The organism is Streptomyces sp. NPDC002867 (genome assembly GCF_053591895.1).
Window position 1 is genome coordinate 228,070 of sequence record NZ_JBSFUR010000005.1, and the last position, 12,562, is coordinate 240,631.

Sequence of the window (12,562 nt, forward strand, 5' to 3'; positions counted from 1 at the left end):
GGCCGCGGTCAGCGTTCCAGCTCCTTGTGGGCGCTCTCCGGCAGCCTCAGGTACACGGCCGACGACACGAGGCACAGCACGGCGACGTACCAGGGGAACAGGCCCGGACGGTCCAGCTCCTTGAACAGCGTGCCCACATAGGGGGCCGTGCCGCCGAAGACGGCGACCGTCAGCGAGTAGGGGAACCCGATGCCCGCGGCCCGCACCCGCGCCGGGAAGACCTCCGCGTTCACCGCCGCCGAGACGGCGGTGAAGCCGGTCAGCAGCACGATGCCCGCGCACTGCACCAGCAGCAGGGAGAGGAACGAACCGTTCACCGCCTTCAGCAGCGGCACGCTCAGCAGCGCGAACCCCAGCCCGAAGAACAGCAGCGCCGGCTTGCGTCCGAAGCGGTCCGAGAGCAGCCCGCCGACCGGCTGCAACAGTGTGAAGAACGCCAGCGAAAGGGTGCCCGCGAGCAGCGCGTCGGCCTTGTCCATCCCGGTGTTGAGCTCGGCGTACGTCGGCAGGTACGAGGTCCAGGTGTAGTACGCCAGGGTGCCGCCGGCCGTGATGCCGCAGATCAGCAGGGACTCGCGCGGATGGTGGCGCAGGGCGTCGAACAGCCCCGGCCGCGCGGCGTGCTGCTGTGCGGCGCTGCGGGTCTCGTGGGCGCTGCGCCTGATCCAGAAGCCGACGAGGCTGAGCAGCGCGCCCAGTACGAAGGGCACCCGCCAGCCCCAGCCCTCCATCTGCCCCTCGCCGAGCCGGCTCACCAGCAGCGCCGCGACACCGGATGCGGTGAGCTGGCCGATGGAGGTGGAGACGTACTGGAATGACGAGAACAGCCCCCGCCGCCCCGGCCCGGCCGACTCGACGAGAAACGTCGTCGACGCGGCGAACTCGCCGCCCACGGACAGGCCCTGGAGCAGCCGGGCCACGACCAGGACCACCGGGGCGACGATTCCCGCGGCCGCGTACGTCGGTGTGAGGCCCACCAGCAGGCTGCTGCCGCCCATCAGCAGGATCGTGACCGTGAGCGCGGCGCGCCTGCCGTGCCGGTCCGCCACGGCGCCCATGAGCAGGCCGCCGACGGGACGCATGAAGAAGCCCACGGCGAAGACCGCGAAGGTGGACAGCAGCGGCACGAGCGAGTTGCCCGAGCTCCTGGGGAACACCTGGTCGGCGATGTAGGCGGCGAGGAAGGTGTACGCGTACCAGTCGTACCACTCCACCGCGTTGCCGACCGAGGCCGCGAGCAGTTGCCTGAGCGGGCGCCGGGTGTGCGGGGCGGCGGTCCGGACGGAGGCGGATTCTGTCATGATCGCGACCATCCCCAGCCCGGCCCGCCGCTACACATGCCGCGAGTACACCGCGACGTGAGACGCCCGGCGGCGCCTGAGGGCGCAGTCCGTGATGCTCCGTCACATCACAACTGGCGCTGATGTCTTGAATTCGCCGACCTGTTCCAGAAGAAGTCACCCGAGGGCCGCACCTGGCAGTTCGGCTACGACGCGCTCGGCAACCTGACGTCGACGACCGACCCCAAGGGCGTAGCCACGCCCACGGCCGGCGACTACACCTCCACGTCCCAGTACGACGCGTACGGACAGGTGACCAGGTCGACCGATGCCAACGGGCACGCCACCGTCTACAGCGGGTTCGGCCCCACCGGCTACCCGTCGACGATCACCGATCCGCTGACCAACCCGTCCACGTTCGACTACGACGCGCGCGGCAACGTGCTCAAGGTGACCAACGCCAAGGGCGCGCAGGTCACCCAGAGCTACGACACCTTCGGCAGGCCTCTCGAGGAGAAGGAGCCCAAGGATCAGGCCGCCGGCGTGTTCATCACGACTCCGGCGCCGGTCTACGACGCCAGCGACAACATCACCCGGGCGACCGGGCCGAACGGCACGGCCACCACGTCCGTCTTCGACGAGGCCGACCAGCTGACCGAGTCGACGGCGCCGGGCGACCTGGCCACGGACCCGGTCCGCAGGACCACCACGACCTACGACAAGGTCGGCAACGTCCTCACGGTCACCGACCCGAAGGGCAACGCGACCGCGACCGCGGGCGACTACACCACCACGACCGCGTACGACGCGATCTACCAGCCGGTCCGGGCACCGACGCGGCGGGCGGCACGGTCACGTCGGAGTACGACAAGGTCGGCAACCTGACCAAGCTGGTCGACCCGCGGAAGAACGCGACCGCGGACACGCCCGACTACACCAGCCTGTTCGAGTACGACCTGAACCACCGCGTGGTGAGGACGACCGACGCCATCGGGAAGTTCACCACGGCCCGCTACGACAAGGACGGCCTCACCGTCGGCCAGACCGACGCCGAGGGCAACGAGACGCTCGCCGTGTACGACGAGCGCGGCGCCCTGATCGAGTCCAAGCTGCCGGTCAGCAAGGACGGATCGGGGACCGTCTCGTACCGAACGACCAGGTACGAGTACGACCAGGTCGCCAACCGGACCAAGACGATCACCCCGCGCGGTGTCGCCACCACCGACGACGCGACGGACCACCTCCGAGACCGTCTACGACGAGCTGAACCGGGTGAAGGAGGAGCGCTCGCCCTTCGACAAGGACGACACCCGCTACAACACCCCCGACTCGACGTTCTACTTCTACGACACCGTCGGCAACGTCAGCTCCGTGTCGGCACCGCCGTCGGACGGCCAGACGGTCCGCAACGTCACCGAGTACACCTACTACGACAACGGCTGGACCAGGACGTCGAAGGACCCGTGGGACATCACCACGTCCTACGACTACAACGAGCTCGGCCAGCAGACGAAGAACACCCTCACCTCCGCGGGCGGCTCCCAGCAGCGCACCATGACCTGGGACTACTACCCGTCGGGCAATCAGAAGGCGCGGTCCGACGACGGCGTCCCCGTCGGCAGGCACGTCGTGCTCGTCGACAGCTCCGACTTCAACAACACGGCGACCCAGGGCAACTGGAGCCGCACCCAGGCGCAGCAGCAGTACGGGTACGACACCTACTCCCACCCGGCCGGCACCGGCGCCGACCGGTTCAACTGGCGGCTCAACATCCCGCAGAACGGGACCTACGAGGTCTTCGTACGGCACCCCAAGGTGACCGGCGCGGCGAGCGACGCCAGGTTCACCGTCGACCACAACGGCGGCAGCACCACCAGGACCGTCGACCAGACCCGTGACACCGGCACCTGGATCTCACTGGGCAGCTACTCCTTCGTCGAGGACGGCCCCCAGAAGGTCAGCCTGTCCGACCAGGCGAACGGCACGGTCCTCGCCGACAGTGTGAAGCTCGTCCGGTCCAACGCGGGCGAGAGCGACAACGAGAAGAAGGACTTCACCTACGCCTACGACGCCAACGGCTTCATGGTGGAGGTGAAGGACAACTCGCCGGGCGCGAAGATCGACACGTACAAGATCGCGTACGACGGTCTCAACCGGATCGCCAAGGTCGAGGAGCTGGCCACCGGCACGGTGAAGAACACCACCGCCCTCACCTACGACGAGAACGGCAACCCGCTCACCTCGACCCACGACCTGACCTGGTCGAAGATCGACTACGACACCAGGGGCCTGGTCTCCAAGGTCACCAACGCCGATTCGCCGACCGTCGGCAATCAGCAGATCACCACGATGACCTACACCGCCCGCGGGCAGCAGTCCGGCGGCACGGTCCTCGCCCAGCACGACCTCGAGTACTCGCCCAACGGGCACCGCTCCAAGGACGTGCTCAAGCTGATGAACGCCGACGACAACGCGGCGTACATCAACAACACCTACACCTTCGACTACGACCCCCAGGACCGCATCGCCCAGGTCAACAAGGCCGGTGACAGCCCCGGCACCGAGAAGTACACCTACGACCGCAACAGCAACGTCGTCGAGCAGACGGTCGGCGACCTCACCACGACCCACCGCTACGACCGCAACCGGCTGCTGTCCTCGTCCGCCGGCGGGGTGACCTCCACCTACAACTACGACCCGCTGGGCCGGCTCGACACGGTCAGCACCGGCGGCGAGACCACACCCGAAGCGCTCGACACGGCCAACGACGTCCGCAAGGCGAGGACAAGGCCGACGACGTGGCGGCCGCCGTCCGCCGGCGCGCCACCCCGGCCGCTCGGGCCGTGCGGCGGACATCCCGCCGTTCGTCTGCGTCGCTGCCCGGGCCGCGGCCCTGTCGCTGATGTGATGGCGTGCGTACGAGCGGCGCTTGCACGGAGGTGGCCTTTGTCGGCACGGCACGAGGGGCAGGGGCGGGTGCGGGCACGGCTGGAGGCGATCGAGCGGGCCCTCGACGTCATCGGCACCGCACTCGACGAGCAGACCGTCTGCGCGGAGCTCGCCCAGTTCCTGTGCCCCTCCCTGTGCGAGGCCGCCGCCGTCGACGTCCTCCCCGAGGACGTCGCCACGGACCGGCCGCACGCGCACGGCCCGCCGACCCGCACCAGCGCACGCGGCCGCGACGACCTCCTGGACGCAGGGGCCGACGCCGCCGCGCAGTCGGTGGCAGCACTGGACGAGGGCCACGCCATCCGCACGGTCACCACCCTCACGGGCGGCCGGCCCGTCACCCACCTGTACGTACCGCTCCTCGCCCACGGCCGCGCCTACGGCGTCCTCCTCGCCGCCCGGCCGGGCGAGGGCTTCACCGACGACGAGACCGCGACACTCCACTACGCGGCCCGCCTCGCCGCCGTCCTCATCGGCCACGCGCGCGCCCACGCCTCCGTCCGCAGCACCGCGCTCAACCTCCAGCGCGCGCTGCTCGCCGAACCCGGCAGACCGCACCCCAACCTGGAGGTCGCCACCCGCTACCTGCCGTCCGGAAGCAGCACCCTGGTGGGCGGCGACTGGTTCGAGACCGTGCGCCTCCACTACGGGCGCACCCTGCTCGTCGTCGGGGACGTGATGGGCCACGGTCTCGACGCGGCCGTCGACATGAACGCCTACCGCTCCGCCCTGCGTTACGTCGCCTCCGCGGACCTGCCACCGCACCGGGTGCTGCGCCAGCTCGACGAGACCGTGGCCACGAACGCCAGCCGCCGCCCGGCCACCTGCCTGCTCATTCGCGTCGATCCGGCTCGGCGGGTGGCCGCGTTCGCCAGCGCCGGCCATCTGCCGCCCGTCCTGTTCGGCGCCGACAACGCAGCCGAGGTCGTGCCCGTCCCGGTCGGCCCGCCGCTCGGCACGGGTCTGGGCGGCTACGAACTCATCACGCGCACCATGGCTCCGTCGCAGACCCTGCTGCTGTTCACCGACGGCCTCGTCGAGCGCAGGGGAGAGGACATCGACGTCTCGCTGGCGCGGCTCGCCGGACGGTGGCTGCGGCCCGGCGCCGGTGTCGAGGAACTGCTCGACACGGTCGTCGACCGCTTCGACGCCCAGCACGCCGAGGACGACGTCGCGGTCCTCGCCGCCCGCATCCGCCGCCGCCCCCACCCCGAGGCCCACGCGTCCGTGACGCAACCGCCACCGGACACGACCTGAGCCGCGACCGCGCCACCGGCGTGCGGAACATGGGACACGACCCCCACATCACCCGGCGCGACCTCTGATTCGAGGACAGCGGCCCGGAGATCACGGCGGCGGAGTGGGGCGGCCGTGGCCGCCGATCCCGGCCTCGTCATGCTGCCTGACCGCCGGCGCGAGGACACGCGGCCTCTATGCCCTCGGCAGTCGCCGTACCGACGGGATTGCCAGCAGCATGCCCACCACCAGCGTCCCGAGCACCACGCCGCCCAGCAGGACCTGCCGGGTGCCGAGGGCCTCGGAGGCGGGACCGGCGAGCGCCCTGCCCGCCGCCAGCATCAGCAGCGAACCGGCAACGTCATAGGCGTGCAGACGGTTCAGGGCCTGCTGGGGCACATGCGTCTGCACCGCCGTCGACCACATGACGAGCCAGTACGCGAAGGCCGTTCCGACCACGAACTGGCCGACGCCCAGCGCGACCACGGACACGTCGGACGCCAGCAGGGCGAGGTTCACCGGGACCCCGATCAGGGCCACCGCACCCGCCGCGAGCGGACGCGCGGGACGCGACCGCAGCGCCAGCAGACCGCCGACCGCGCTGCCCGCCCCGTTCACCGCCATCAGCAGCCCGTACGAGGCCGAGCCGTGCCGGCCCGTCACCAGCGCTGCCGTGAGCGGCAGCATCGGTCCGAGGACGGTCAGCCCGTACACCGTCCAGACCGCGATCACCTGCCACAGCCAGCTGCGAGCCCTGAACTCGCGCCATCCGTCCGCCAGTTCCGCCATCATCGACCCGCGCCGAACCTGGTCGCCCGGCAGGGGAACCAGCCGCATCAGTGCCAGGCACACGGCGCTGACACCGAACGTCGCCGCGTTCGCCCCGAAGACGGCCCCCGCGCCCGCCAGCGCGACGAGCAGCCCGGCGAACGCGGGCCCGGCCATCGTCATCAGTGCCTCAATGACCCGCAGGACGGCGTTCGCACGCTGGACGTCCGCCGATATCCGGGGGAGCGTGCTCGCCACCCCCGGCTGGAAGAGGGCGGCGCCGACGCCGCTGACCGCGCTGAGCGCGTACACCGACCACAGGGGCGGACTGCCCGCGGCGAACAGCACGGCGAGGGTCGAGGCGCCGGCGAGCCGGAGCACATCGGCGATGATCATCATTCGGCGGGCCGTGAACCGGTCCGCCAGCACCCCGCCGAAGAGCACCAGGAGCGCGAACGGCCCCATCCACGAGCCCAGCGCATACCCGACGGAGGACGCGGGACGGCCCGCGCCGAGCAGGCCCGCGGCGAGCGCCACGGGCACCATCCCGTCACCGAAGACGGCGACGGAACGCGCCACGAAGAAGAGCCGGAAGTTGCGGTTCCACAGGCCGGGCGGTTCGGTCGCCGCCGCCCGACCGTGGGCGCCGGCCGTCGCTGGAGAGGCGGGAACCTGCCGGCCCGCCGGAATCTTTTCCGTCACGGATGTGGCATGTATCAGGCGAGAGGTCTGGACCACCAGGGGTTTTCACGGCCCGGGGCAAGCGCTTGCGCGCAGGCTGCGCGAACTCGCGGCCGCCGGAGCCGCGTTGGAAGCGGGGCGGGGCGAGAGGGCGCCCGGGGCCAGGACATCGGGCGCGCCATCGCGGACTCGGGCATCGACACGCTGCTCGCCCGACTGTCCGGCGTCCGGCTCGCGTCACCGACGGCTGGTTGGAGCACGGGGACGGGGGAACCCGGGGGACCCGGGGACGGGAAGCCCAGCGTGCTCAGGAAGGCGGTCGGACCCATGGAACCCCACCTCGACACCCGAGGCCCCACGGCGCACAGCGACCGCACCGGCGGGAGCGCCCCCGCGGTCGACGAGGCGCGTGCCGCGCTGGCGTCGACCGGCGTGTACTTCATGCCCCCGGAAACGGTGCTCGCGTCGCTCGGTGCCGACGGGCCCCACTGGCCCGAGTGGGCCGCGTTCGCCGCCCACTGGGACGACCTGGCGGAGGACCCGTACGCGGCACAGCGCGGTACGCGCAGGCTGCGCCGCTACGGCCACTTCGCGTGGGATTCCGCCACCGGGGGCGTACGGATGCTCCCGCACGAGGTGTTCGTGCAGCCGGACCACACGAACCCGCTCTACGACGCGGTCGACCGTCATTTCGAGCCCCTGACCCGCGCGTTCGCCGACGACCCCGTCCTGCGGTCCTTTCTCGGCCTGCTGGGGCGCATGGCGCGGGCGCTGGACAAGGCCGGGGAGTGGAGTGTCAAGGTTCATCCCTTCCGCGTGGTCGCGACGGCCGACGGCGCGGGGGAGCCGACCCCCGAGGGACGCCACCGCGACGGCGTCACCCTGGTGTCCTCGCTGCTCGTCGCACGGAACAACGTCTCCGGCGGGGAGAGCACCGTCTTCACCCCGGAGGGACGTCAGCTGCTGTCGACGACGCTGCGCGACCCCGGAAGCCTCCTGCTCAACGACGACCGCGCCACACTCCACGGTGTGTCCGCCGTCCGTCCGGTCGACCCCGCGCGCCCGGCGCAGCGCGACGTCCTGGTCACCACCTTCACCGCCACCTGACGGCATCGGCCTCGGACCCGGCCCTGGACCCGGCGAGGAGGCCGTCCACGACGTCCGTCAGCCGGGAGCGCCGTTCCCACAGGGCACGCTGCCTGCGCGCCCCGCACCCGTGCGCGGACAGCCGCCCGACGAACGCCGTCACCCGGTCCAGGTCCCCGCACTCCTCCAGCACCTCCCGCACCTGCCCCACCACATGGGCCGCCTGGACCTCGAACGGCACCACCTCCTCGGTGGTCCCGTCCAGGCCCGCACCCTCCCAGCCGTCCCGCGCCGCCCGCCAGTACGAGGCGCGCAGCAGCTCACCGCAGGTGCGCGGGCCCGGATCGCCCTGCCGGACCCGAGTCACCGAGCGCACCACGAGCGCCCGCACGAGTGCGGCGAGAGCCGCGGTGTCCGCCGCGTCGGCCGGAACGTCCATGACGCGGACCTCCAGCGTCGGCACGCGAGGGTTGGGCCGCAGGTCCCAGAACGGGTTGTTCGCGTCGAGCATCGCCTCGGACGCCTCCAGGGCTGCCGTCAGCCGCTCGTAGCGCGCCAGCGAGTCGGCGTACGGCGGCGCGCCCAGCGCGGGGAAGCCGAGCCGCACGACGGTGCGCCAGCTCGCGTAGCCCGTGTCGCGGCCGTGGAAGAACGGCGAGTTGGCGCTCATCGCCACCAGCAGCGGCAGCCAGGGCCGCACATGGTTCCCCGCCAGGACCGCGGTCTCCCGCTCCGGCACGTGGACGTGCACATGGGCGGAGCAGACGGTGAAGTCGTCGAGCATGGCGCCGAACTGCCGCACACCGGCCCGGTAGCGCGGATGGTCGCCCACCACCCGGGCCCCGGGACCGCCGATGACGGGCGTGCCGCTCGCGCACAGCCCCATACCCTCGGCGCGGGCCGCAACAGCCGCCGCCGCCCGTACGGACTCCAGCGCCCGGTGCACCGCCCCGGCGTCGGCGCACGGCGGGGTGCGCACCTCTATCTGGCTCTCGTGGAACTCGCCCGCCACCAGGTCACCGGCCGTTGGCCGGGCGCGTGCCACGACGCGGGGCCCGGCCGGTTCCAGCGCCCTGCTGTCCGCCCGTACGACGAAGAACTCCTCCTCGACCCCGACGGTCGGCATCGGGCCGTCGCCGGAGACCGGCTCGGCCATGACCACCACCTCCGCACGGCCGGGTACCCCCGCGAACCGGCTCGATGTCCGAGATCGCCTGCGGCCGGCGGTCACGGCGGTTCGCCGGACCTGCGGCGCAGGCGGTCCAGGCGGGTGATGACCGGGGTGGCCGCGGCGCCGTGGACCATCACGGACACCAGGACGGTGAACGCCACCACCGCCCACAACTGCTCGGCGCGGCCCGCGAAGCCGTCGTGGCCGAGGGCGTACGCGAGGTAGAACAGCGAGCCGATGCCCCTGATGCCGAACAGCGACGTGACCAGCCGCTCCCGGGGACCGGCCGGGTGCCCGATCTGGGCGACCCAGCCCGTGACGGGGCGGACGACCAGGAGGAGCAGACCCGACAGGAGCGCCCCCTGCCAGGTGAGGGCCGCGAGCCCGCCGGCGGCGAGGAAGCCGCCCAGCAGGAACAGCAGAACCGCGGTCAGCAGCCGCTCGATCTGCTCGGTGAACTCGTGGAGGACCTTGTGGTAGCCGTGGCTGCGCTCGGCCGCGCGGATCGTGCAGGCGGTGACGAACACGGCGAAGAACCCGTAGCCGTGCAGCAGCTCGGCGATGCCGTAGGACACGAACGTGGCGCCCAGGGCGACGAAGCCCTCCATGTGCTCCGACAGCCGCAGCGCCGACGCCTTGGCGCGGAAGAACATCCGGCCGAGGAGCCGGCCGGTCACCAGACCGGTCGCCAGTCCCACCGCGCCCCGGCCCAGGACGTCCGTCAGCAGCCAGCCGCCCAGCCAGTCCGCCGACCAGCCGGAGCCCGCCGCCGCGGACAGGGCCAGCGCGGCGAGGACGAAGGGAAAGGCCAGCCCGTCGTTGAGCCCCGCCTCGCTGGTCAGGGTGAAGCGCACCTCGTCCTCGTCCTGCTCGGCGTCGGTCGGCTCCCCGACCCGTACCTCCGCGGCCAGTACGGGGTCGGTGGGCGCCAGCACGGCCGCCAGCAGCAGGGCGGCGGCCGGCGGCCAGCCGAGCAGCCACACCGCCGACGCCGCAGTCGCCGCCACGGTGAGCGGCAGAGTGATTCCCAGCAGACGCCATGTTCCCGCCCACGCCCGCAGCCCGACCGGCCGGTTGATCGCGAGCCCCGCACCCATCAGGGACACGATCACGCACACCTCGGTCACGTGCTCGACCCACAGCCGGTCGCGCACCGGGTCCACGGTCGGCAGCGGGACGGGCAGCACCGCCGCGAGCACCCCGGCGGCCAGGAACACCATGGGCATCGACAGCGGTCGCCTGAACACGATCCGCGGCACCACGGCGGCGGCCAGCGCGCCGATTCCCAAGGCCGCGTAGACGGCGTCCGAGAGCATCATCCCGGCCATCCTCACTCACCGCTGTCGACCCGGCAGGTCAGGCGCGTACCCCGCACACGCCCTCGCACGCGTCCGGCGGACGCGGAGCCGGTTTTGTGCATGGAGGCCGGGCCTCCGGGTAACCGGGCCTGGCGGGCGGCGGGTGCGTCGGTGCGGGAGAACGTCGTGCTGCCGGCTCGTCCCGCGACTGCGCAAACCGCCTGGGCGGCAGGACAGGCCCCCGAAGGGCGGGAGACCCGCCGACTCGGAAGGGACGGACACCGTGGCACGACCGACGATTCTCGTGGTGGGCGCCGGATTCGCAGGAGTGGAGTGCGTACGCAGGCTCGAACGTGAACTGTCCGCCGCCGAGGCGGAGATCCTGCTGGTCACACCGTTCTCGTACCAGCTCTACCTGCCCCTGCTGCCCCAGGTGGCGGCCGGCGTGCTCACCCCCCAGTCGGTCGCCCTCTCCCTGCGGCGCAGCCGCAGGCACCGGACCCGGATCATCCCCGGCGGAGCGATCGGCGTCGACACCGCGGCGAAGGTGTGCGTCCTGCGCAAGATCACGGGCGAAACGGTGGTCCAGAGGTACGACCGGCTCGTCCTGGCACCCGGCAGCATCACCCGGACCTTCGACATCCCCGGCCTCCTCGAGCACGCGCGCGGCATGAAGACGCTGGCCGAGGCCGCCTACATCCGCGACCACGTCATCGCGCAGCTGGACCTGGCCGACGCGAGCCAGCACGAGGCGGAACGGACGTCCCGGCTCCAGTTCGTGGTGGTCGGCGGCGGATACGCCGGCACCGAGACGGCCGCGTGCCTGCAGCGCCTCACCCACCATGCCGTGAGGCGGTACCCGCGCCTCGACCCCCGGCAGATCAAGTGGCACCTCGTCGACATCGCGCCCAAACTGATGCCCGAACTCGGCGACCGCCTCGGCCTCGTCGCCCTCGACATCCTGCGCAAACGCGGGATCGAGGTGTCGCTCGGAGTGTCGGTCGCCGAGGCCGGGCCCGAGAAGGTGACCCTCACCGACGGCCGAGTCCTGCCGAGCCGCACGCTCATCTGGACGGCCGGCGTCGCGGCGAGCCCACTGGTCGGCACGCTGGACGCGGAGACGGTCCGCGGCCGTCTGGTCGTGACCCCCGAGATGACCGTCCCGGGCGCCGACGGCGTGTTCGCCCTCGGCGACGCCGCGGCGGTGCCGGACCTGGCCAAGGGCGACGGAGCCGTCTGCCCGCCCACCGCCCAGCACGCCCTGCGCCAGGGACGCAAGGTCGCGGCCAATGTCATCGCCTCGCTGCGCGGGCAGCAGTTGCAGCCGTACGCGCACAAGGACCTGGGGCTGGTGGTCGACCTGGGCGGCAAGGACGCCGTCTCCAAGCCCCTCGGCATCGAGCTGCGCGGCCTGCCCGCACAGGCCGTGGCACGCGGCTACCACTGGTCCGCGCTGCGGACCAACGTCGCCAGGATCCGTGTCATGACCAACTGGATGCTCAACGCCGTCGCGGGCGACGACTTCGTGCGCACCGGCTTCCAGGCGCAGAAGGCCGGAACGCTGCGGGAGTTCGAGTACGGCGATGCCTACCTGACGCCGGAACAGATCCGCGAGCACACGGCCTCGCTGCGCGCCCGCACCTGATCCCCTCCGCGGTCGCCGGATACCGCTGCCTGTTCTGACCAGCGCGACCAGGCCGAGCGGCGCGACCGGTCCCTCCCGTCGGGGGCCCGGGGGCGCCGGTCCGGCTGCGGCCGTCGGCCCGGTGGCGGGCCTCGGCCGAGCGAGTCGGGATCGGCCGTGTCCTCCGGTGGGCCCCGGCAGTTGAAAGGAGCATGAAGAAGCGCAGCATCCTTGCCGTCATGTCTCTCGCCACCGGCGCCGTGATCGCCGCCGTCAGCCCGCCGCCCGCCGCCCAGGCGGACGCCCTGGACGGGGCGCTGACCGCCCCCGACGCTCTCAGCAGCGCCGACGCCCTCATCACCGACGCCGACAGGGACGCCCAGGCGGCCCTGGACGGCACGGCCGACCAGGTCTGACAACGTCCAGAACACCCCGGACACGTCGGACGCCCGGTTTCCTCTCGGGGAAA

At 72.1% G+C, this 12,562-nt stretch carries 9 protein-coding genes; 5 read left to right on the forward strand and 4 right to left on the reverse strand.

Features of this window, described 5'->3' with window-relative positions; translation table 11 throughout:
* Positions 1–8 precede the first annotated feature (8 nt).
* Positions 9–1,301 carry an MFS transporter gene (locus ACWD0A_RS07210; protein WP_451295428.1) on the reverse strand — a complete coding sequence of 431 codons (1,293 nt, stop codon included), beginning with the start codon at positions 1,299–1,301 and terminating at the stop codon, positions 9–11.
* 291 nt (positions 1,302–1,592) lie between these two features.
* Here ACWD0A_RS07210 and ACWD0A_RS07215 point away from each other — a divergent pair, with 291 nt between their 5' ends.
* Both ACWD0A_RS07215 and ACWD0A_RS07220 read left to right on the forward strand, forming a co-directional pair.
* Positions 1,593–2,165, forward strand: coding sequence for a hypothetical protein (locus tag ACWD0A_RS07215; RefSeq protein ID WP_451295430.1), 573 nt, complete (start codon positions 1,593–1,595; stop codon positions 2,163–2,165).
* A gap of 324 nt (positions 2,166–2,489) precedes the next feature.
* The gene (locus ACWD0A_RS07220) at positions 2,490–5,486 is read left to right on the forward strand and encodes a SpoIIE family protein phosphatase (RefSeq protein ID WP_451295432.1); all 2,997 of its coding nucleotides are present in this window, start codon (positions 2,490–2,492) and stop codon (positions 5,484–5,486) included.
* Positions 5,487–5,660: 174 nt separating this feature from the next.
* On the opposite strand, the gene ACWD0A_RS07225 is transcribed toward ACWD0A_RS07220, so the two are convergent.
* Positions 5,661–6,935 (reverse strand): MFS transporter, encoded by a 1,275-nt coding sequence (locus ACWD0A_RS07225; protein WP_451295434.1) that lies wholly within the window; start codon positions 6,933–6,935, stop codon positions 5,661–5,663.
* Between the two features lie 306 nt (positions 6,936–7,241).
* Between ACWD0A_RS07225 and ACWD0A_RS07230 the strand changes: the two genes are divergently transcribed.
* Positions 7,242–8,021: a 2OG-Fe dioxygenase family protein gene (locus tag ACWD0A_RS07230; RefSeq protein WP_451295436.1), complete on the forward strand. Its 780-nt coding sequence runs from the start codon at positions 7,242–7,244 to the stop codon at positions 8,019–8,021.
* Here the strand turns inward: ACWD0A_RS07230 and ACWD0A_RS07235 are convergent.
* Positions 8,008–9,156, reverse strand: a complete 1,149-nt coding sequence (locus tag ACWD0A_RS07235; RefSeq protein ID WP_451295438.1) for a carboxylate-amine ligase — start codon at positions 9,154–9,156, stop codon at positions 8,008–8,010. The genes ACWD0A_RS07230 and ACWD0A_RS07235 overlap by 14 nt on opposite strands.
* A 71-nt stretch (positions 9,157–9,227) precedes the next feature.
* Positions 9,228–10,490 (reverse strand): cation:proton antiporter, encoded by a 1,263-nt coding sequence (locus ACWD0A_RS07240; protein WP_451295440.1) that lies wholly within the window; start codon positions 10,488–10,490, stop codon positions 9,228–9,230.
* A gap of 262 nt (positions 10,491–10,752) precedes the next feature.
* Here ACWD0A_RS07240 and ACWD0A_RS07245 point away from each other — a divergent pair, with 262 nt between their 5' ends.
* Positions 10,753–12,114: an NAD(P)/FAD-dependent oxidoreductase gene (locus tag ACWD0A_RS07245; RefSeq protein ID WP_451295442.1), complete on the forward strand. Its 1,362-nt coding sequence runs from the start codon at positions 10,753–10,755 to the stop codon at positions 12,112–12,114.
* A 191-nt stretch (positions 12,115–12,305) separates the two neighbouring features.
* Positions 12,306–12,509: a hypothetical protein gene (locus ACWD0A_RS07250; protein WP_451295444.1), complete on the forward strand. Its 204-nt coding sequence runs from the start codon at positions 12,306–12,308 to the stop codon at positions 12,507–12,509.
* Positions 12,510–12,562 lie beyond the last annotated feature (53 nt).

Bases quoted from the DNA above. Each gene is read 5' to 3' on its own strand.
- ACWD0A_RS07250 (WP_451295444.1), top strand. From the start codon at position 12,306: ATGAAGAAGCGCAGCATCCTTGCCGTCATGTCTCTCGCCACCGGCGCC.
- ACWD0A_RS07235 (WP_451295438.1), bottom strand. From the start codon at position 9,156: ATGGCCGAGCCGGTCTCCGGCGACGGCCCGATGCCGACCGTCGGGGTC.
- ACWD0A_RS07210 (WP_451295428.1), bottom strand. From the start codon at position 1,301: ATGACAGAATCCGCCTCCGTCCGGACCGCCGCCCCGCACACCCGGCGC.
- ACWD0A_RS07230 (WP_451295436.1), top strand. From the start codon at position 7,242: ATGGAACCCCACCTCGACACCCGAGGCCCCACGGCGCACAGCGACCGC.
- ACWD0A_RS07240 (WP_451295440.1), bottom strand. From the start codon at position 10,490: ATGATGCTCTCGGACGCCGTCTACGCGGCCTTGGGAATCGGCGCGCTG.